The sequence below is a fragment of the Lutibacter aestuarii genome (genome assembly GCF_042676885.1).
Lineage (GTDB): Bacteria > Bacteroidota > Bacteroidia > Flavobacteriales > Flavobacteriaceae > Lutibacter > Lutibacter aestuarii.
This window is the reverse complement of the sequence record NZ_JBHTIC010000020.1, coordinates 1-21041: the sequence shown is the minus strand read 5'-3', so window position 1 is coordinate 21041 and position 21041 is coordinate 1. Positions and strand designations below refer to the sequence as shown.

The window sequence follows — 21041 nt, the reverse complement described above, 5'->3', positions numbered from 1 at the left end:
TACTTTTGTTCAATTAAAAATATTTAACATTGAACAACATAAAGACTGAATTTACGATTAAAGACTTGGAAAATTTTTCAGGGATTAAAGCACATACAATTAGAATTTGGGAAAAACGGTATAATATATTGCAGCCAAATAGAACAGAATCTAATATTCGCTATTATGATATTAGTAACTTACAAAAGTTATTAAACGTTTCCTTATTAAATGCTAATGGATTAAAAATTTCAAAAATAGCAGAATTACCCGAATCAAAATTAAATGCGTCGGTTAGAGAATTGGTAACAAAGAACGGAGTTGACAGCCAGGCTTCGAATTCTTTAAAGCTTTCTATGTTAAATTTTGATGAAAACTTATTTAATGTTACTTATAATAATTTAATAGCTCAATCATCTTTAAGAGATGTTTTTAAAAATATTTTTATTCCGTTTTTAAATGAAATTGGACTTTTGTGGCAAGTAAATTCTATTACGCCTGCCCACGAACATTTTATTACTAACCTTATTAAGCAAAAAATTAGTATTAATATTGAACGCTTGCAACTGTCATCTCCAACTAATTTCGATAAGGTTTTTGTGTTGTATTTACCTTTAAATGAAATACATGAGTTAGGGTTGTTGTATTTACATTTTGAATTATTGCTACATGGTTACCAATCTATTTATTTAGGACAAAGTGTTCCCGTTGCCAATTTAAATGATGTACAAAAGGTTTACAACAATATTTGTTTCATTAGCTATTTAACTGTTGAGCCATCAAGATTATCTGTTTTGGAATATATAGATGTAGTAAATAATTCTGTATTAAATAATAACGAAAATGAAATTTGGTTGTTAGGAAAAAAAGTTTCTGAGATGAATGAAAAATTAGACCTTCCAAACGTAAAAATGTTCGATTCTATCGAAAACTTGTTAAAAGAATTATAAAAAATATTGAACAAAGTTGCATTTGTTTAATAAAATCGTATATTTGTTAAACAAATGAAGAATATAGCAATAATAGGTTCAGGATTTTCATCACTTGCATCAGCTTGTCACTTAGCAAAAGCTGGTTATAATGTGACTATTTTAGAAAAGAACTCCACGTTAGGAGGAAGAGCCAGAAAGTATGAGAAAGAAGGATTCAAGTTCGATATGGGACCAACGTGGTATTGGATGCCAGATGTATTTGAAAAGTTTTTTAAAGATTTTAATAAAAAGCCTTCAGATTATTATGAATTAGAGCGATTGTCTCCAGCATATCAAGTTTATTTTGGCAAGGAAGATTCCATTACAATTCCGGGCACATTAAACGAAATTTACGAAGTATTTGAGAAAGAAGAGCCAGGAAGTTCAAAGCATTTAAAATCATTCTTAGATTCAGCTAAATTTAATTACGAGGTTGCAATTAATGATTTGGTGTATAAGCCGGGAGAATCAATTTCAGAATTAATCAATTTTACGACACTTTCAAAAGCGAATCAGTTTTTTACATCGATTAGTTCAACAGTTCGCAAAAGAATTAAGAATCATAAACTTCAACAGATTTTAGAATTTCCAGTGTTGTTTTTAGGTGCTAAACCATCAAACACTCCAAGTTTTTATAATTTTATGAATTATGCAGATTTTGGTCTTGGTACGTGGCACCCAAAAGGAGGAATGTATGAAGTTGTTAATGGTTTTGTAAACTTGGCTAAAGAATTAGGTGTTGGGATTTTAACGAATCAAAATGTTGAAAAAATTGTAGTCGAGAATGGAGTTGTAAAAGGTGTTAATTCAAATTCAAAATTTATACAATCAGATATAGTTATAAGCGGTGCAGATTACCACCATTCGGAAACTTTATTAGATAAAGAAAACAGAATGTACAAGGAAAAGTACTGGGAGAAAAAAACTTTTGCACCTTCAGCTTTACTATTTTATGTAGGATTCAATAAAAAAATAAAAAATGTAGAACATCATACCTTGTTTTTCGATACGAGTTTTGACGTTCATGCTAAAGATATATACGATACGCCAAAATGGCCAAAGGAGCCGCTTTTTTATGCAAGTTTTTCAAGTATAACCGATAATAGTTTTGCCCCTATTTCAAAGGAAGCGGCGACTTTTTTAATTCCTTTAGCGCCTGGATTAACAGATATTCCTGAAGTTCGAGAAGAATATTTCAAAAAAATTATGAATAGATTAGAAAAGTTAACTGGTCAAAGTTTAAAAGATGAAGTGGTATTTAAAGAGTCGTATTGTGTAAATGATTTTGTGAAAGATTACAATTCTTATAAAGGTAATGCTTATGGTTTGGCAAACACATTATTTCAAACTGCTTTTTTAAGACCTAAAATTAGAAGTAACAAAGTAAAGAATCTATATTTTACTGGTCAATTAACAGTTCCGGGACCAGGTGTGCCTCCAGCAATCATTTCCGGAAAAATAGTTTCAGATCTAGTTATAAAAAACTCAAAATAAAAAATCAACTAAAAAAATCAATTTAATGAAACAGCTATTCGACGAAACCTCATTTAAATGTAGCAAAATTGTTACCAGAAAATACAGCACTTCATTCTCATTAGCGGTGTATATGTTGTCTCCTAAAATTAGAGAAGCCATTTACAGTATTTATGCTTTTGTTCGTTTTGCTGATGAAATTGTAGATTCTTTCCATAACCATGAAAAAGAAATACTATTAAACGAGTTTGAAGCTGATTATTATAAAGCTCATAAGAACAATATTAGCTTAAATCCTGTTTTAAATGCTTTTCAACATACGGTTAAAAAATACAATATTACAGACGATTTAATTCAATCGTTTTTAAAAAGTATGAAAGCAGATTTAAACAAAGAAACCTACAATACTGTTGAAGAATATAACGAGTATATTTATGGCTCTGCCGATGTTGTTGGTTTAATGTGTTTAAAAGTTTTTGTAAAAGGTGATGATAAAAAATATGATGAATTAAAATATTCTGCAATGAAATTGGGTTCTGCTTTTCAGAAAGTTAATTTTTTACGTGATTTAAAAGATGATTATGAATTGTTAAATCGTTCATATTTTCCAGGTGTTAATTTAAAAGAATTAAATGCCAATGAAAAAGCTCAGATTATTGCAGATATTGAGGCTGATTTCAACGATGCTTTAATTGGAATAAAAAACCTTCCAATGGAAGCAAAATTTGGTGTGTATACAGCCTATGTATATTATAAAAGATTGTTGAATAAATTGAGTAAAACACCATCAACTGAAATTTTAAACACACGTATTAGAGTTTCTAATCCTTTAAAAATAAGTTTATTAGCAAAATCTTTTGTAGTTTATAAACTTAATTTATTATAATGAAAATTTTTACAATAATAGTAGTATCGTTTTTAACTTTAAATTTTCAAACACCGCTTGAGAGCGCAAGGCAAGATTTTCCGAATATAATGTCTTTAGAGCAAGCAAAAGAACACATAAGTTTATTAGAGAGTGATGATTCTCCGGAAGCAATAGGCTATACTGCGGCAATGATTTTAATGAAGTCGCGCTATGTAAAAGGGCCTTTTGCTAAATTGAAGTATTTTAAACAAGGAAAAAAATTATTGGATCAAGATATTGTTGAAAACCCAACAAGTATCGAGATTAGGTATATACGCTTTTTAATGCAAAAGCAAATACCTGATTTTTTGGGTTATAATAAAAATATTGAAGAAGATTTTAATATAATTTTTAATAAAATAGTAACTTCAAACTTAAACAACAATTTTAAAATTAAAATATTAAATACTATGTTGTTGGTAGACGATTTAAGTGAAGTTAGAAAAAATAAAATTCATCAAATACTAGATAAATTATGATATTTGCCTTAATTACAATAGCTACTTTTTTACTGATGGAATGTGTTACTTGGCTAACACATAAGTACGTTATGCACGGTTTTTTGTGGTATTTTCACGAAGATCACCACCAACCAAGATATCAAAACTGGTTTGAACGAAACGATGTTTTTTTCGTGATTTTTGCAATTCCAAGTATAGCTTTATTTTACTTTGGTGTTGAAGGAGGTTTAAACTATTTATTTTTTATTGGTTTGGGAATTATGTTGTACGGAATGGCCTATTTTTTAGTACACGATGTTTTAATTCACAAGCGTTTTAAATGGTTCAATAAAACAAATAATAAGTATTTAATTGGCTTGCGTAAAGCACATAAAGTACATCACAAACATTTAGGAAAAGAAGAAGGTGAATGTTTTGGTATGTTATTCGTTCCTTTTAAGTACTTTAAAATATGACCGCTTTATACTTTATTATAAATGTAGCTTCGCTGTCAATCCCATTTTTGTATAGTTTTGAAAAAAAAATGCGATTCATACAGTATTGGAAATCAGTATTATTAGCTATTTCTATTGTTGCTATACCATTTTTAATTTGGGATGTCTGGTTTACAAATATGGGGGTTTGGGGATTTAATCCAGCATATTTATTGGGTCCAACTATTGTAAATTTACCTTTTGAAGAGGTACTTTTCTTTTTCTTTATTCCGTATGCAAGTATTTTTACGCATTACGCTTTGTTGTATTTCTTTATAAATTTAGCATTGCCAAAAAAGCTTACAAAATTAATTACCATTGGTTTGTTAATTGTGGCAATTGTAATTGTGTTTTTTAATTACGATAAGTGGTATACGCTTATAAATTTTTCCGTTTTTGCAGCGCTTTTAATCTATGCGTTGGTAACTAAAGACACTATTTTAAAATCGTTTTATCTAACTTTTCTTGTGGTTTTAATTCCGTTTTTTATAGTAAACGGACTGTTAACAGGAAGTTTTATTGAAGATCAAGTTGTTTGGTATAACAATGCTGAAAATTTAGGAATTAGAATGGGAACTGTTCCGGTTGAAGATGCTTTTTATGCCTTTAGTATGTTGTATGGCGCAACGGTATTGATTGAAAAATTTAAGCCAATTTTTAATAAAAACTAAATGACAAACAAACAAGAAATTGCTATTTTTTGGTTTCGAAGAGATTTAAGATTACACGATAATACAGCCTTGTTCTATGCGTTAAACTCAAAATATCCAGTACTTCCAATTTTTATTTTTGATGAAGCCATTTTAAATGAATTGCCAAAAAACGATGCTCGCGTAAATTTTATTCACGATACGTTGAGTAACATAAATACAGATTTAACTAAAAATAATTCTTCATTTTACATTCAAAAAGGTGAAGTAATTACTGTTTGGAAAGAGCTTTTAAATAAGTTCAACATAAAAAAAGTATATTTTAATAAAGATTATGAGCCTTATGCAATTAAAAGAGATACTGAAATAACCAATTTATGTGCTGAAAACAATGTTGAAGTGCACCAATATAAAGATCAGGTTATTTTTGAAGCTGGTGAAGTTTTAAAAGCTGACGGAAAACCTTATACAGTGTACACGCCTTTTAAAAATAAATGGTGGAATTTATTCAATTCGCAAGAACTAAAATTACTTCCTTCAGAAAATTATAAAGAAAACTTTTTAAAATCTAGCTTTAATTTCCCTTCTTTAAGCGACATTGGTTTTACCAAAAGCACAATAAAAGTAAGGCCAATAAATAAAAATGCAATTTTAGATTATCAAAACTTTAGAGATCTTCCAACGGTTGCCACTTCTAATAATTCTGTGTATTTAAGGTTTGGATTAATAAGTACGCGTAAATTATTTAAATATGCGCAAACTAAAAACGAAACCTATTGCAACGAGCTTATCTGGAGAGAATTTTTTATGCAAATTTTGTATCACTTTCCAAATGTGGTGAATGAAAATTTTAAACCGAAATATAATTTTATTCCTTGGCGAAATAACGAGGAAGAATTTAAATTGTGGTGCGAAGGAAAAACAGGTTATCCAATTGTTGATGCAGGAATGCGCGAATTAAACCAAACTGGTTATATGCACAACCGAGTTAGAATGATTGTTGCAAGTTTTTTAAACAAACATTTGTTAATAGATTGGCGTTGGGGAGAAGCTTATTTTGCTGAAAAGTTAATGGATTACGATTTAGCGGTAAACAACGGAAACTGGCAATGGGTTGCTGGAACAGGTTGCGATTCGGCTCCTTATTTTAGAGTTTTTAATCCAACAACGCAGCAACAAAAATTTGATCCAGATTTAAAATACGTTAAAAAATGGAACCCAAATTATAAAAATATTCCTGAAATTGTTGAACATAAATTTGCGCGTTTACGTTATCTAGAGGTTGTTAAAAAATCTTTAGTACAATAAGTTAACGTGGATTTACTAATCTTGAAATCATTCCATTAAAAACAAACCAATGGAATGGAGTAACTGCATACCAATACAAGCGACCTGCAATTCCTTGCGGTCTAAAAGTTGCAGTTTGGTAAAGTACATTATCTTCAATTTTAAATTCCAACCAAGCCTCTCCAGGCAGTTTCATTTCGGCATACAATAATAATTTTTTTGCTTCTTTATTGGCATAAATTACACGCCAAAAATCTAACGAATCGCCATTATTTAGTTCTGTTGGATGCGTACGTCCGCGTCTTAAACCAATGCCGCCAAAAAGCAAATCTAAATAACCGCGTAATTTCCATAGAAAAGTACCATAATACCAACCGTTTTTGCCTCCAATAGACCAAATTTTTTCTAATGTATATTTTTCATTTTTTATGGTACGTTTTTTCTTATCTGTAAAACAACCGTACGTTGGAACATTAATATGTTTGTGTAAATCGCTTTCTAAAGCACTACTTATAAAAGAATCTTTCCAACTAGAGACAATGCTATTTTGTTCAATTTTTACAAAAGCATTTTCTACAGCTTCTCGATATGAAATTGGTCTTACTTTTAATAATTGGTAGATGTTGCTGGGTTTTCCAATAATTTCTATACCCATACTGTTTACCAATGACGCTGCTAATTTATATGAAGTTGAAGTAACAAAATATAACCAATACGAGGATAATTTTGGAGTCATTAACGGAACAGTAATAATGCGTCTTTTTAAACCTCTTATTTTGGCAAATTGTAAAAGCATTTGCTTATACGTCAATATTTCAGGTCCAAAAATATCGAATGATTTATTGTACAATTCTTTTTTACCAATAGCTCTTTGCAAAAATGCCAAAACATCTCTAATAGCAATTGGTTGAGTTTTGGTATTCAACCATTTTGGAGTTACCATAAATGGTAATTTTTCAACCAAATCTCTAATAATTTCAAAAGAAGAACTACCAGATCCAACAATAATTCCTGCTTTAAAAGTGGTTAAAGCATAATTATTAGAAGCCAATCTGTTTTCAACATTTTTACGAGACAATAAATGTTTAGATAATTTAGTGTCGTTTGTAATTCCGCTTAAATAAATTACTTGTTTTGTGGTAGTTGTTTCAATGTAATTTTTAAAATTTTGAGCGCAATTTTCTTCCAAAGTATGAAACTCGGTTGAGGAATTTGACATAGAATGAATTAAGTAATAAGCAGCTTCAATATCTTTGGGAATATTATTAAAAGTATCTGATTTTAAAAAATCGACTTCTACAATTTGTATATTTTTATCATTTACAAAATGTTTAGGCGCTCTATTTTTATCACGCACAGTGCAAACAATAGTATGACCATCGTTTAATAACAAAGGAATTAAACGTTTTCCAATATAACCGGTTGCTCCTGTAACTAGAATTTTCATTTTTTATTAAGTTGAAGATTAAAATCTCATAATTATATTATTTTTTTCATTCCTGCGAAAGCAGGAATACAAGTGTTACGAAAATAGATTCCTGACTTCGCAGGAATGACAGCTACTTTACATTATCCATTGTTGGTGTTTTTAATCAATAATTAATGTATATTCTAAAAGGTAACTACTTTTTAGGTCTTTGGTATTCAAAGCGCTCTTTTAAAGTAGGAACTGCATAACCGTTTAATCCGTTTATGGTTGCAATATTTCCTTCAGATAAATTTACAAAACCATCTTCTTTTAATAGTTTTTCTTCAATATACAACTCTTAAATTTCTCCTACAACAAGTTTTGTGTTATTCGATTTTATATCATATTCTTCAATATATTTCATTCCAATTTGAATAGGACAATCTTTTACAAACGGCGCAATAAAATTATTTTTATAATCGGTTTCTAAATTGGTAACATCGAACTCTGAAATTTCGCGTTTGTATTTTGCTGAAGTATGATGCGCATCTTCTAAAATTTCCTGATGAATGTGATTTATAGTATAAAAACCAGTTTCTATAATATTTTGGTAAGTATTTCTGGGTACAGTTGTAGGTCTTAAAATAAAGCCAAGTAGCGGCGGCGCAGAGCCTAAATGTATTACCGAACTAAAAACAGCAACATTTGTAGTGTTATTTATAGATTTTGTTGCAATTAAGTTGGCCGATTTGTAACCAGTGCAACTGTTAATAAGGTTTATTTTATACAAATGCGCTAATTGATGTATTTCATCAATATTAAAATGCTTCATTATAAATTATTAAAATTGTTGATGTGAACTTCAGTTGCTTTTAAATCGAACATTAAATTATACAATCCAAAAAATGTTCTGTTTATGTAAATAAAATGCTTTGAGCCTCTGTTACCATTCATTTTTTTAAGTTCAGTGCTTTTAGAATAACGCTCACCCAATTCAGCAATTTGTTTAAAGAAGTGTGGATCGGAAAAATCGAATACTTCTTGATGAAAAGGTTGCGTAAACAAACTTAACATATCGTGAAACATTGCAGTAAAAAAGGCTAATTCTTCAGGAGAATCATCAGCTCTTAAAATCTCTAATTCAAATAATTTTTGTTTAAAAATTTCAGGATTGTTTATGTTCTCCTTTTTAGCCAATTCAAAATAGGGAACGTAAAAATCATTAGGAATGGTTTTTATACAGCCAAAATCTAAGGCAATTAAATCAGCGTTTTTTGATATTAAAAAATTTCCAGGATGTGGATCTGCGTGTACTTTTTTTAATTTATGAATTTGATACATATAAAAATCCCACAAAGCTTGTCCTAGTTTATTTGCTTTTTCTTCATCGGTATTGTAAGCAGTAAATTCAGATAAATGTTCACCGTGCATCCAATCCATAGTAATAATTCTTTCCGAAGAATATTCTTCATAATATTTTGGAAAATATAAGTTTGGAATGTGTTTGCACGCTTCTGAAATTTCTTTACTTTGCTGAATTTCAATTAAATAGTTGGTTTCTTCAATTAGTTTATCTTCAACTTCTTTAAAATATTTATCAGAATCTTTTCCTTTAATATTAAACATACTAATGGCAATAGGTTTTACCATAGTTAAATCGCTAGAAATACTGTTTGCAATACCAGGATATTGAATTTTAACAGCTAACTGTTTGCCATCTTTTTCAGCTTTGTGTACTTGCCCAATGCTTGCTGCATTTACTGAATTAGCATTAAAGGTGTCAAATATCTCGTTTGGAGCTTTTCCAAAATATTTTTTAAATGTTTTTACAACTAGTGGTGCAGATAATGGTGGTACAGAAAATTGCGACAGAGAAAATTTCTCTACATAGGCTTGTGGTAAAACGCTTTTTTCCATACTCAACATTTGAGCAACTTTTAAAGCGCTACCTTTTAACTTTTTCAATCCGTCGTATATATCTTCAGCATTATTTTTGTTGAGTTTTGCTTTAGCTTCGTCTTCTGTACTAACTAATTTATCTCCATAATACTTTAAATAATTTACACCAACTTTTGCGCCAGTTTGCATTAGTTTGGTCGCTCTTTGTATTTTAGAAACTGGAATTGTATCTATAGTTTTTAGCATAATAATTTAGTTAATGTTCATTTTTTCTTTGTATAAAAACTTCCCAAAATCTATAATGCTTTTTAAAGGAGTTGAGTCAATTAAATCAAAGCTAGTGTTTACAGATTTTTCAATAAAAATGTCTGTTTTTTCAAAATTGGCAGAGCTATCATCTAACCAAAACTTTATGGTAATTAACAGTTGAAGCCAAGCAGTTTCTTTAATGCTTTTTTGTTGAATTTGAACAATGTTTTTTTGTTTTAAATCTATGGTTTCAATTCCAAGCGCATCTATATAATTTGTAAAGCTTGTTTTTAAGCTAGATAGTGCTTCTAATTTTTTTAAATCTAACTTTTTTGAATCTAAAGTTGCTACAACATAACTTCTGTTAGCAGTTAAGTTTTCAAAAAATGTATAATAGAAGCTTAAAAGTTTGTTGCGAGCATCAAATGTTTCGTAATCGTTACTTTTTGCTAATGCAGCAATGGTGTTTTCGAAAAAGGCATTGAAAATTGATTTCTCAACAGCTTCAAACGATCCAAAGAATTTGTAAAAAATAGCTTCTTCAAATTTGTTTTGTTTTGCAAATGCATAAACCGATGAGGGTTTCGAGTTGTTCTCTAAAACATAATCTATATAGAAACTTATAATGTCTGTTGAATTTAATTGTTTTGTGCGTCCCATAATTTTATATATTGTCTAATAAATATTTATACAAATTAAACAAAAATAATCAATTAAAAAAAATGGTTACTATGTTAAAAGTTTATTAATGTATAGAGAAAATAAATAATCAATAGTTAAATGTTAAAATAAAATGTTTAACTTTGTGTAAAATAAAATAAACATAATGAATTTTAAGGTAGCAATATCAAGAAGAGAACATTTTAATTCGGCTCACAGGTTGCACAATGCTAATTGGACAGATGAAATGAATTTAAAAGTATTTGGTAAATGTAACAATCCAAATTATCACGGGCATAATTACGAATTAGAAGTAAAAGTAATTGGCACAGTTAATGAAGATACAGGTTATGTTATAGATACCAAACAGTTGTCGGATTTAATAAAGGAGCACGTATTAAATAAATTCGACCATAAAAACTTGAATTTAGATGTTGCTGAATTTAAAGATTTAAATCCTACTGCAGAAAATATTGCAATTGTTACCTATAACATATTAAGACCTTTAATAGAGGAAAACTACGAACTAAAAATTAAGCTTTATGAAACACCAAGAAACTTTGTTGAATATCCCTACTAACGGATCAAGATTAAACGGTTTTACTTTTGATGAAATTGGAGACGATCATTTATATACAGGAATTGAAACACCTTTAAAAGAAACTGCTTTTGATATTTCTGACGAAGAAAAAAAAGAAAAGATAGCCGATTTATTTTCGCAAATAATGGATGTTATGGGGTTAGACTTAACCGACGATTCTTTAAAAGGAACACCTAAAAGAGTGGCGAAAATGTATATTGAAGAAATATTTTCAGGATTAAACCCTGAAAATAAACCCAAAATTGCATTGTTTGATAATAAATACAAGTACAACCAAATGTTGGTTGAAAAAAACATTCAATTTTATTCTAATTGTGAGCATCACTTTGTACCCATTTTTGGAAAAGTACACGTAGCTTATGTTTCTTCAGGAAAAGTAATTGGATTGTCGAAAATTAATAGAATTGTGCAATATTTTGCTAACAGACCACAAGTGCAAGAGCGTTTAACAAACCAAATTGCTTTAGAACTTTCTGAAATTTTAGACACCAAAGATATTGCAGTTATAGTTGATGCAAAGCATTTATGTGTAGCTTCAAGAGGAATTAAAGACGATTCTTCAGCTACGGTTACTAGCTATTATGGAGGCGTATTTAATACACCAGAAAAAATTGTTGAACTTCAAAATTATTTAAAATTATAAATTATGGAATTGGTAGAGAAAGCGTTAGAATTTGAACAGCGTAAAATTTCATTAAAATCTACAAACGATAGAATTATAGCTTCAAAAGAAGTAAAAGCATTAATATTAGGTATTAATGAGATTTATAAAAAAACGAAAAACCCTGAATTAATGGATATTATGAAGCGCTTAACAGTAATTAAACAAAAAATTGAAAAACGCTTAAAATTACGCATTACAATTTAAAAATAAAGTATGAAAACAGTTGTTATAATTGGAGGAAGTAAAGGAATAGGAGCGGCCATTTCAAATTCGTTGCTTGAAACTCATAAAATAATAAATGTAAGTAGATCGCAACCAGAATTAATGCATCAAAATTTAACGCATTATGCGTGTGATGTTTTAGCTGATGAATTGCCCGAAATTGAAAAAGTAGATTCGTTAATTTATTGCCCTGGAAGTATAAATTTAAAACCATTTGAACGTTTAAAAATAGAAGATTTTAAAAACGATTTTGACATTAATTTTATTGGTGCAGTAAAAGCGATTCAAAAATATATTCCAAAATTAAAAGAAGCCGATAAAGCAAGTATTTTAATGTTTAGTACAGTTGCCTCAAAATTAGGTATGCCATTTCATACAAGTGTTGCAAGTGTAAAATCTGCTATCGAAGGTTTGGTAATATCATTAGCTGCAGAATATGCTCCAAAAATTAGAATAAATGCAATTGCGCCAACGGTTACGGATACAACATTAGCTTCTAAATTATTACGAAACGACCGACAAAAAGAACAAATGATAGAAAGGCATCCGTTAAAAAAATATTTAAGTCCTGAAGAAGTTGCTGAAATGGCTTCATTTTTAATTTCAGAAAAATCAGCATCAATGTCTGGTCAAATATTTGAAATGGATTGCGGAATCACTACATTTAAAAATTAATCATAAATAAAATAGATAAATGAAAATAGTAGGTTTAATAACAAGTATCATACTTTCAGTATTTTTTATAAACGAAACAAATTTAAACAACACAGCAATGAGCACACAACCTTCATTATATGATATTTCAATAAATAGCATTACAGGTGAACCAATTAATTTAAGCGATTTTAAAGGCAAAAAAATATTGTTTGTAAACACTGCATCGGAATGTGGGTTTACAGGGCAGTATGAAGGTTTAGAAAAAATACACCAAACGTATAAAGATAAATTGGTGGTAATCGGGCTTCCTTGCAATCAGTTTGGTGGGCAAGAACCAGGAACGCTTACAGAAATTCAAACATTTTGCAAACAAAATTATGGAGTTACATTTTTAATGACCGAAAAAATTGATGTTAAAGGAAAGAATCAACATCCTTTATATGCTTGGTTAACAAAAAAAGAATTAAATGGTGTAAAAAGTTCTTCGGTAAAATGGAATTTTCAAAAGTATTTAATTGATGAAAATGGAAAATATATCGATTTCTATTATTCACTTACAAAACCAATGAGCAGTAAAATCACAAAGCAACTATAATGAAACAATTAATGTGGTTAGTATTATTTTTAATCATAAATTTTGCAGCACTAGGTATTGGTAGTTGGTTAATGAATAATGGTCCATCTTCTGGTTGGTATTTAACCTTAAATAAAGCTCCTTGGACACCACCAGGATGGGTTTTTGGTGCGGCTTGGACAACCATAATGATCTGTTTTTCAATATACTTATCGTATTTGGCGAATATTAAACAAACAAACTTATTTTGGACACTTTTTATAATACAATTTGTACTAAACGTATCTTGGAACTTTATATTTTTTAACCAGCACGCTATAGGTATTGCCTTAATAGTAATTATTTTATTAACCGTATTAGTGGGTTATTATCTATTCAGTTTTTTAGCCGATATGAAGTTAAAATCCTTGTTAATAGCACCTTATTTTATATGGTTGCTAATTGCAACTAGTTTAAATGCTTATACATATATAAAGAATTAATTCAATGAAATTTTCATCAAAAGGAATTGTTTATCGGTTATCATCAAAGCAAAAGTTACCAATTACGGTAGATGAAGCTTGGGATTTTTTATCGAGTCCTAAAAACTTAAAAACCATAACACCAGATTATATGAGTTTTGATATACTTTCTGGTGCAGACAAACCAATGTTTGCTGGACAAATAATACAATATATTGTAACTCCTGTTTTAGGAATTAAAACAAATTGGGTAACGGAAATAACACACGTAATAGATAAACAGTATTTTGTAGATGAACAGCGATTTGGACCTTACGCACTTTGGCATCATAAACACTTTATAAAAGAAATTGATGGAGGAGTTGAAATGGAAGATATTATAGATTATAAAGTTCCGTTTGGGTTTTTAGGAAGATTGGTTCATTCAATTTTAGTAAAACCAAAACTAACCGAAATATTTAATTACAGAACCAAAAAGTTAATTGATCTATTCGGAGAATACAAAAATTAAACAATGCTAATTTTAAAATACATAGTACTAATGTCAATAACACTTCAAACTAACTATACCATTGTAAAATTTTCAAAAAACACCAGTCTTACAAGTTGGACAATTGTTAATGATGTGGTAATGGGTGGAAAATCTACAAGTACAATTAGTAAAAATTCTGAAGGAAATGCTGTTTTTAAAGGCGAAGTTTCTTTAGAAAACAATGGTGGGTTTTCATTATTAAGGCATCGTTTTGATAAAATAGATATTTCCCAATTTAATAAAATTAAAATCCGTTTAAAAGGCGATGGGAAAAAATATCAATTCAGAATAAAACCATCCAGATTTAATCAATACTCGTATGTTAATTATATTCAAACCAATGGAGATTGGCAGACAATTGAAATTAATTTATCAGATTTTTCTCCTGTTTTTAGAGGTAGAAAATTAGACTTACCAAATTTTTCAGGAAATGAATTAGAAGAAATTGGTTTTTTAATAGGAAATAAAAAAAATGAATCATTTAAATTAATCATCGATTCTATTACTTTAGAATGAAAACAAGACCAGTAATACCTAATGCTTTAATACTTGATAAAACAAAGGATATTGAAAAGTTTCAGAATGAATCTCTGCGTCCAATCATTAAGTCTTTAAATGATTTAATAGTTGTTTATTTTCAGAATTATGCCAAATCAAAAAAAATAGAATTCATAAACCTAACAGAAGACCAAAAAAATAAGTTTATTGCAACCGCTTTTTTAAAAGACCAAAATTTAAAGAGCGAGGTTAAAGGGTTTGTAATTGGTCAGTTTTCTGTAGCAGAATTCAATTTTTATAAAATTTTTTCTAAAGAAATAAATAAAAGAATCTTAGGCATCGTAAAACAACGTATTTTAAAAGCATTTTAATTCCCATTTTCAGAAGTAGATTTATCACTTTATCTTTAGGAATTTAGCTGCAAAATTCTTTTTATTTAATTTAAACGTTTAAATATAAAAGTATGTTTAAATTTTAGTTAATTATTTGAAAAACAATTTAAAATACGATTAAAAACTATTGCTGTCCTTTTGTCATTTTTGTTACAAAATGTTTCTACTACTAGATTTAAAAAAAGATAAGTAATTGAAAATAAATAAATTAAAAATTTTATTTTGAATTGCTCTAATTAGCAAATCACCTTTTTTAGCTGATATATATCATTATAACTCTTACATTATTACTATAATTTTACTATATCAAAAAAAGAATAGTAGAATTATTTAGTTTGTTAAGCAATCCCATTACCAACTGCTTTTCAAATTATTATGTGTAAATATAAAGTAAAATGAGACGAGAAAATTCAAAATTAATTTGTGATGCGAATGAGGCAGTTGCTAGAATTGCTCACAAAACAAACGAAGTTTGTGCAATTTATCCAATTACTCCAGCATCACCTATGGGTGAGCATGTGGATGTATATAGTGCTAAAAATCAAAAAAATATTTGGGGCGATGTCCCTAGAATTGTAGAGATGCAAAGTGAAGGTGGTGCAGCAGGTGCTGTTCATGGTTCATTACAAGGAGGCGCTTTAACAACAACATTTACCGCTTCACAAGGATTGTTGTTGATGTTACCTAATATGTATAAAATGGCTGGAGAATTGTTACCTACAGTTATTCATGTAGCAGCAAGAACAATAGCAACACATGCATTATCAATTTTTGGAGACCATTCTGATGTTATGGCGGCAAGAGCAACAGGTTTTTCAATGTTGTTTGCAGGTTCTGTGCAAGAAGCTCATGATTTTGCATTAATTTCTCAGGTAGCTACCTTAAAAAGTAGAGTTCCATTTTTAAATATATTTGATGGATTTAGAACTTCACATGAAATATCTAAAATTGACGCTATTCCTGATGAAGTTATTAAAGCGATGATGCCAGAAGATGAGGTGATGAAACTTAAAAAACGTTCTTTAGATTCTGACAACCCAGTAATAAGAGGTACTTCACAAAACCCAGACGTGTTTTTCCAAGCTCGTGAGGCTGCCAATAATTATTATCAAAATGTACCTGAAATTGTACAAAACACAATGGATGAATTCTATAAACAAACAGGTAGAAAATATAGTTTGTTTTATTATATAGGTCATCCTGAAGCTGAAAAAGTAATTGTAATTATGGGATCAGGTGAAGGAGCTGTTAGAGAAACTATAGAAACTTTAGCTGAGCAAGGAGAAAAAGTAGGTGCTTTATTTGTGCGTTTATTCCGTCCATTCTCCATTCATCATTTCTTAGAGCAACTACCAAAAACTGTTAAAAAAGTAGCGGTTTTAGACAGAACTAAAGAGCCAGGAAGTATAGGTGAACCTTTATATTTAGATGTGGTAAGTGCGTATGTTGAGATGGGAGACTATATGCCAACCATAATTGGAGGACGTTACGGACTTTCATCAAAAGAGTTTACACCTGCTATGGTTAAAGGTATTTTAGATGAGTTGGATAATAATTCTCCAAAAAATCACTTTACTATCGGTATCAATGATGATGTTAGTAATACTAGTTTAGCTTATAATTCTGAATTTAAAACAAAAAAATCAACATTTAACTGTATGTTTTATGGTTTAGGTTCTGATGGTACTGTTGGAGCTAATAAAAATTCAATTAAAATTATTGGAGAAACCACCGATAATTATGTACAAGGATATTTTGTATATGACTCTAAAAAAGCAGGTGCACAAACGGTTTCTCATTTACGTTTTGGACCTGAACCAATTTATTCTTCTTACTTAATTAACAAAGCTAATTTTATAGCTTGTCATCAATTTAACTTTATTTTTAAATACGATGTTTTAGAACATATTAAAGAAGGAGGTACATTTTTATTAAATACCCCATTTTCAAAATATAAAGTTTGGACAGAGCTTCCAAGCATAGTTCAAAAAAGAATTATTGAAAATAATATTGATTTTTATGTAGTTGACGCAACTAAAGTAGCTCAAGAAGCAAATTTAGGAAAACGTACAAATACCATATTACAAACATGTTTCTTTGCAATTTCAGGAGTATTACCAAAAGATGAAGCAATTAAAAAAATTAAAGATGCTATTGTAAAATCCTACTCTCACAAAGGCGACAATATTGTTGAAATGAACTTTAATGCAGTTGATAAATCTTTAGAAAATCTTCAAAAAGTTGAATATCCAAGACATACCACTAATCATGATGGCTTAAAACCAATGATGACAGAAAATGCAGATGACTTTGTAAAAGAAATTTTAGGAACTATTTTAGCAGGTAAAGGAGATTCATTACCAGTAAGTGCTTTTTCAATTGATGGTACGTTCCCAACAGGAACTACACAATACGAGAAACGTGGCATTGCAGATTTTGTTCCTGTTTGGGATGATGCTGATTTATGTACACAATGTAACAAATGTGTTAGTATTTGTCCTCATGCAGCTATTAGAGCAAAAGTTGTTTCTAACGATTTATTAATTGATGCTCCAGAAACATTAAAAAGTGTACCAGCTAAAGGAAGACCATTTACTAGCGAAACAGAAAGTTATATCTTACAAGTTTCACCTCAAGACTGTACAGGTTGTGATTTATGTGTTGCTGTTTGTCCAGCTGAAAGTAAAGAAGTACCTAATACTTTTGCAATTAACCTAACTGATGTGCGTAAAGTAGAAGAGGTGGAAAATGCAAATTGGAATTACTTTATTAATTTACCAGATTATGACAGAACAGAGCTAAAAACTTCTACTTTAAAAGGTTCTCAATTCTTAGAACCATTATTCGAATTTTCTGGTGCTTGTTCTGGATGTGGTGAAACGCCTTACATTAAACTAGTTACACAATTATATGGCGATAGTATAACTATTGCAAATGCAACTGGTTGTTCTTCTATTTATGGTGGTAATTTACCAACAACACCTTATAAAACAAATAAAGATGGTAGAGGACCAGCTTGGGCAAACTCTTTATTTGAAGACAATGCAGAATTTGGTTTAGGTATTCGTTTAGCTTTAACTAAAAAACAAGAAATAGTTGTTGATTTATTAAAATCTTTAGAAAGTAAAATTGGTAGCACTTTGGTGAATGATATTATTACAAACCCAGAAGATACTGAAGCTCTAAAAGCTAAAAAAATAAATCAAATAGATGAACTAAATGAAATACTAGACACTATTGATAGTTATGAAGCTAAAAAACTAAGAAACCTCTCTGAATACTTGCGTAAAAAAGGTGTTTGGATATTTGGTGGAGATGGTTGGGCTTATGACATCGGTTTCGGTGGATTAGATCACGTTCTAGCTTCTGGTGAAGATGTTAATATTTTAGTGATGGATACCGAGGTATATTCTAATACTGGAGGACAAGCTTCTAAAGCTACTCCATTAGGTGCAAGTGCTAAGTTTGCAATGAATGGAAAACTAAGCAATAAGAAAAGTTTAGCATTACAAGCAGTATCTTATGGAAATGTGTATGTAGCTCAAATAGCAATTGGTGCTAAAGACAATCAAACTTTAAAGGCAATTGAAGAAGCAGCAGCTTATCCAGGACCGTCTATTATTATTGCTTATTCTCATTGTGGGGAACACGGATATGATTTAAAAGACGGTGCAAAACATCAGGAAAAAGCAGTTGAAACAGGTTATTGGCCATTATTTAGATTCAATCCTTTAGCAGAAAAAGGAAAGAAATTTAAATTAGACTCCAAAGCTCCTTCAGCTCCATTAGAAGAGTTTATGTATGAAGAAGCTAGATTTACCAGAGTTGTAAAAGACAATGCAGATTTAGCAAAAGAGTTACTTAATCAAGCTCAAGAACAAGTTGATGTTCAATGGGAAAGATTAGAGCTTTACAAAAATTTATAATAACTATTTTAAAAAGTGCTGGGTTAAAAACACCTAGCACTTTTTTTATCACTCTTTAAAAACTATTGATATGAAATCACGATCAGAAGCTTTTTTTAAAGAAGCATCAAAAAAATTAGAACTTGCAAAAGAAGAATTGTTTAAACCGTCTGAAGATATTGTTAGTTACTCCATTTGCAAAAACTCTCAATTCGCAATTGAAAACTATTTAAAAGGTTTTTTGACAATGAATGATGTAAAAATTGAGAAAAATGAAACTATTGCTACATTATATGGCAAATGTATTGCGGTAGATAAAAATTTTAAATCAATAGAAATGAGTGCTATTGGTTGTAAAAACCATCAAATAGACTCTCGTTATTGTTCTGAAATTAATTCAGTAAGTGCTTGTTACGATACTGCAGATATTATTGATACCTATTTAAAAAAGAATAAAATACTGTAAATACAAATTTTAATTTCAAAAATAAAAACTTACTGTACATTTGTAAAAAATAGTTTAAAATGAATTATATTTTATTTGATGGTACAGTTCATAAATCTTTATTGCCTTTAACCTACACAAGACCGGTAGCGGAACTAAGAATAGGAATTCTTACCATTCGTGAAAAATGGGAAAAGTATTTAGGGTTTACAACTACAACAATTACAGAAGAGTATTTGGAAGAAAAATTTCCTATGGTAGAAATGGAGCATAATATAATGATAAATGCTTCTTTTTTACCCAATAAAACTTTGGTTGAATTAATTAAAAATTTAAAGGAAAACGAGGCTATTTTTAAAAATGATGAAGTAATAGCCTTTTTTACTTCAGATACACAAGAAGAAGTTAATTTTGATACTTACAAGCAAATTGAATTTGACTTCGAAATCATTCAAATTAAAAATACTTGTGATTTATTTACCTACAATAGCATTGCGTTAAAAAATGATTTTGAACTAATCACTGAAGGAAGAGTATCTCAACCAATACCTGAAGGTGTTCAATACCTTAATAAAGAAAATATTTTTATAGAAGAAGGAGCAGAAGTTTTATTGTCTACTGTTTTAAATGCTAGTAAAGGACCAATTTATATTGGTAAAAATACACTGGTAATGGAGGGTAGTTTAATAAGAGGACCTTTTGCTATGGGAGAGCATTCTGTTTTAAAAATGGGGACTAAAGTTTATGGAGCAACTACACTTGGACCAAAATGTAAAATAGGAGGGGAAGTTAATAATTCAATATTATTTGGATATTCAAGTAAAGGTCATGAAGGATATTTAGGAAATTCTGTAATTGGTGAATGGTGTAATTTAGGAGCAGATACCAATAATTCAAATTTAAAAAATAACTATTCTGAAGTTAGGTTATGGAATTATGAAACTGAAAATTTTGCTAAAACAGGATTGCAATTTTGTGGTTTAATTATGGGAGATCATTCAAAATGCGCTATAAATACCATGTTTAATACAGGTACAGTAATTGGAGTTAGTACTAATATTTATGGAAGTAATTTTCCAAGAAATTTTATTCCATCTTTTAGTTGGGGAGGAGCGGCAGGATTTACGGTGTACCATATAAACAAAGCAAAAGAAACGGCCAATCTTGTAATGCAACGTAAAAATGAAGAATTTGATACTGTTGAACAGCGTATTTTAGAACAGGTGTTTGAACTCTCAAAAAAATACAGAAACTTTTAAATAAAAAAAGCTCATTGATTTCAATGAGCTTTTTTCTTAGCTTTTAAGTTTTTCTTTTTTAAACTTATCAAATTTAGATTCTGTATTTTTAGGCCAACCGTTATTACTTGTATCTACATCAGCAGTTTGTTCATCAGGGTCAATAGTAATTTTGGTAATGGCTTTACTAGATGGAAATACTTTGGTAACTTCCTTATCATTTAGTCTCCAAATTTGAGCAGGATATTGTTTGCGTTCTTTGGTTCCATCTTCATATTCAAACTCTACAATAATTGGCATTACTAAATCACCTGGTTTTTCAAATTTTAATTCGTAAAAGTATTTAGGAGCCTTTAATGTGGCTTTTTCTTCAGTAGAAAAATTGTTTTCAATATAGTCGTTAAGTACACTATAATCTTCCGCTTTTTTTCCTTT

At 29.5% G+C, this 21041-nt stretch carries 24 protein-coding genes and 1 pseudogene; 19 read left to right on the top strand and 6 right to left on the bottom strand.

The window, feature by feature from the left end; translation table 11 throughout:
• Positions 1 to 29 precede the first annotated feature (29 nt).
• Genes ACFQZW_RS12635 through ACFQZW_RS12605 form a run of 7 tightly spaced genes read left to right on the top strand, consistent with a single transcriptional unit; the run spans position 30 to position 6222 of the window.
• Positions 30 to 929 carry a MerR family transcriptional regulator gene (locus tag ACFQZW_RS12635; RefSeq protein WP_298264134.1) on the top strand — a complete coding sequence of 300 codons (900 nt, stop codon included), beginning with the start codon at positions 30 to 32 and terminating at the stop codon, positions 927 to 929.
• A 54-nt stretch (positions 930 to 983) separates the two neighbouring features.
• Positions 984 to 2444 (top strand): phytoene desaturase family protein, encoded by a 1461-nt coding sequence (locus ACFQZW_RS12630; RefSeq protein ID WP_386783445.1) that lies wholly within the window; start codon positions 984 to 986, stop codon positions 2442 to 2444.
• A gap of 25 nt (positions 2445 to 2469) precedes the next feature.
• Entirely contained in the window at positions 2470 to 3309 is an 840-nt protein-coding gene (locus ACFQZW_RS12625) for a phytoene/squalene synthase family protein (RefSeq protein ID WP_298264137.1), read from the top strand.
• A complete protein-coding gene (locus ACFQZW_RS12620; protein ID WP_298264139.1) occupies positions 3309 to 3809 on the top strand; it encodes a hypothetical protein in 501 nt (166 codons plus the stop codon). Before ACFQZW_RS12625 ends, ACFQZW_RS12620 begins: the two co-directional genes overlap by 1 nt.
• A complete protein-coding gene (locus ACFQZW_RS12615; RefSeq protein ID WP_298264141.1) occupies positions 3806 to 4246 on the top strand; it encodes a sterol desaturase family protein in 441 nt (146 codons plus the stop codon). Before ACFQZW_RS12620 ends, ACFQZW_RS12615 begins: the two co-directional genes overlap by 4 nt.
• Complete coding sequence (locus tag ACFQZW_RS12610; RefSeq protein WP_298264143.1) at positions 4243 to 4935, top strand: lycopene cyclase domain-containing protein; 693 nt, start codon at positions 4243 to 4245, stop codon at positions 4933 to 4935. Before ACFQZW_RS12615 ends, ACFQZW_RS12610 begins: the two co-directional genes overlap by 4 nt.
• On the top strand, positions 4936 to 6222 hold the full coding sequence (locus ACFQZW_RS12605; protein WP_386783440.1) for a cryptochrome/photolyase family protein: 1287 nt from the start codon (positions 4936 to 4938) through the stop codon (positions 6220 to 6222).
• A 1-nt stretch (position 6223) separates the two neighbouring features.
• Here the strand turns inward: ACFQZW_RS12605 and ACFQZW_RS12600 are convergent, their stop codons facing one another.
• The 5 genes from ACFQZW_RS12600 to ACFQZW_RS12580 form a co-directional block, all read right to left on the bottom strand.
• Positions 6224 to 7648 (bottom strand): SDR family oxidoreductase, encoded by a 1425-nt coding sequence (locus ACFQZW_RS12600; RefSeq protein WP_298264146.1) that lies wholly within the window; start codon positions 7646 to 7648, stop codon positions 6224 to 6226.
• A gap of 175 nt (positions 7649 to 7823) precedes the next feature.
• Positions 7824 to 7964 carry a hypothetical protein gene (locus ACFQZW_RS12595; protein WP_367181334.1) on the bottom strand — a complete coding sequence of 47 codons (141 nt, stop codon included), beginning with the start codon at positions 7962 to 7964 and terminating at the stop codon, positions 7824 to 7826.
• Between the two features lie 3 nt (positions 7965 to 7967).
• Positions 7968 to 8441, bottom strand: a complete 474-nt coding sequence (locus ACFQZW_RS12590; protein WP_367181335.1) for a flavin reductase family protein — start codon at positions 8439 to 8441, stop codon at positions 7968 to 7970.
• Positions 8441 to 9754 (bottom strand): ABC1 kinase family protein, encoded by a 1314-nt coding sequence (locus tag ACFQZW_RS12585; RefSeq protein WP_298264147.1) that lies wholly within the window; start codon positions 9752 to 9754, stop codon positions 8441 to 8443. Before ACFQZW_RS12585 ends, ACFQZW_RS12590 begins: the two co-directional genes overlap by 1 nt.
• Positions 9755 to 9760: 6 nt before the next feature.
• On the bottom strand, positions 9761 to 10417 hold the full coding sequence (locus ACFQZW_RS12580) for a TetR family transcriptional regulator C-terminal domain-containing protein (RefSeq protein ID WP_298264148.1): 657 nt from the start codon (positions 10415 to 10417) through the stop codon (positions 9761 to 9763).
• 166 nt (positions 10418 to 10583) lie between these two features.
• On the opposite strand from ACFQZW_RS12580, the gene ACFQZW_RS12575 reads away from it, so the two are divergent.
• The 12 genes from ACFQZW_RS12575 (at position 10584) to ACFQZW_RS12520 (ending at position 20627) form a co-directional block, all read left to right on the top strand.
• On the top strand, positions 10584 to 10997 hold the full coding sequence (locus ACFQZW_RS12575) for a 6-pyruvoyl trahydropterin synthase family protein (RefSeq protein WP_298264150.1): 414 nt from the start codon (positions 10584 to 10586) through the stop codon (positions 10995 to 10997).
• Complete coding sequence (folE, locus tag ACFQZW_RS12570; protein ID WP_298264151.1) at positions 10960 to 11661, top strand: GTP cyclohydrolase I FolE; 702 nt, start codon at positions 10960 to 10962, stop codon at positions 11659 to 11661. Before ACFQZW_RS12575 ends, folE begins: the two co-directional genes overlap by 38 nt.
• A gap of 3 nt (positions 11662 to 11664) precedes the next feature.
• On the top strand, positions 11665 to 11886 hold the full coding sequence (locus ACFQZW_RS12565) for a hypothetical protein (protein ID WP_298264152.1): 222 nt from the start codon (positions 11665 to 11667) through the stop codon (positions 11884 to 11886).
• 9 nt (positions 11887 to 11895) lie between these two features.
• Positions 11896 to 12579 (top strand): SDR family NAD(P)-dependent oxidoreductase, encoded by a 684-nt coding sequence (locus tag ACFQZW_RS12560; protein WP_298264153.1) that lies wholly within the window; start codon positions 11896 to 11898, stop codon positions 12577 to 12579.
• A gap of 97 nt (positions 12580 to 12676) precedes the next feature.
• Positions 12677 to 13156, top strand: a complete 480-nt coding sequence (locus ACFQZW_RS12555) for a glutathione peroxidase (RefSeq protein WP_298264229.1) — start codon at positions 12677 to 12679, stop codon at positions 13154 to 13156.
• Positions 13156 to 13617, top strand: coding sequence for a TspO/MBR family protein (locus ACFQZW_RS12550; RefSeq protein ID WP_298264155.1), 462 nt, complete (start codon positions 13156 to 13158; stop codon positions 13615 to 13617). The genes ACFQZW_RS12555 and ACFQZW_RS12550 overlap by 1 nt, the downstream gene beginning before the upstream one ends.
• A 4-nt stretch (positions 13618 to 13621) precedes the next feature.
• On the top strand, positions 13622 to 14107 hold the full coding sequence (locus ACFQZW_RS12545) for an SRPBCC family protein (RefSeq protein ID WP_298264156.1): 486 nt from the start codon (positions 13622 to 13624) through the stop codon (positions 14105 to 14107).
• Between the two features lie 30 nt (positions 14108 to 14137).
• On the top strand, positions 14138 to 14644 hold the full coding sequence (locus ACFQZW_RS12540; protein WP_298264158.1) for a CIA30 family protein: 507 nt from the start codon (positions 14138 to 14140) through the stop codon (positions 14642 to 14644).
• Positions 14641 to 14997 (top strand): glyoxalase, encoded by a 357-nt coding sequence (locus ACFQZW_RS12535; protein WP_298264160.1) that lies wholly within the window; start codon positions 14641 to 14643, stop codon positions 14995 to 14997. Before ACFQZW_RS12540 ends, ACFQZW_RS12535 begins: the two co-directional genes overlap by 4 nt.
• 416 nt (positions 14998 to 15413) lie before the next feature.
• Entirely contained in the window at positions 15414 to 18944 is a 3531-nt protein-coding gene (gene nifJ, locus ACFQZW_RS12530) for a pyruvate:ferredoxin (flavodoxin) oxidoreductase (RefSeq protein ID WP_386783432.1), read from the top strand.
• Positions 18945 to 19014: 70 nt separating this feature from the next.
• Positions 19015 to 19389: a HEPN domain-containing protein gene (locus tag ACFQZW_RS12525; RefSeq protein ID WP_298264163.1), complete on the top strand. Its 375-nt coding sequence runs from the start codon at positions 19015 to 19017 to the stop codon at positions 19387 to 19389.
• Positions 19390 to 19448: 59 nt separating this feature from the next.
• Positions 19449 to 20627 carry a GlmU family protein gene (locus tag ACFQZW_RS12520; RefSeq protein ID WP_298287955.1) on the top strand — a complete coding sequence of 393 codons (1179 nt, stop codon included), beginning with the start codon at positions 19449 to 19451 and terminating at the stop codon, positions 20625 to 20627.
• Between the two features lie 36 nt (positions 20628 to 20663).
• Here the strand turns inward: ACFQZW_RS12520 and ACFQZW_RS12515 are convergent.
• A pseudogene (locus tag ACFQZW_RS12515) lies at positions 20664 to 21041 on the bottom strand (M1 family peptidase); the annotation flags it as partial.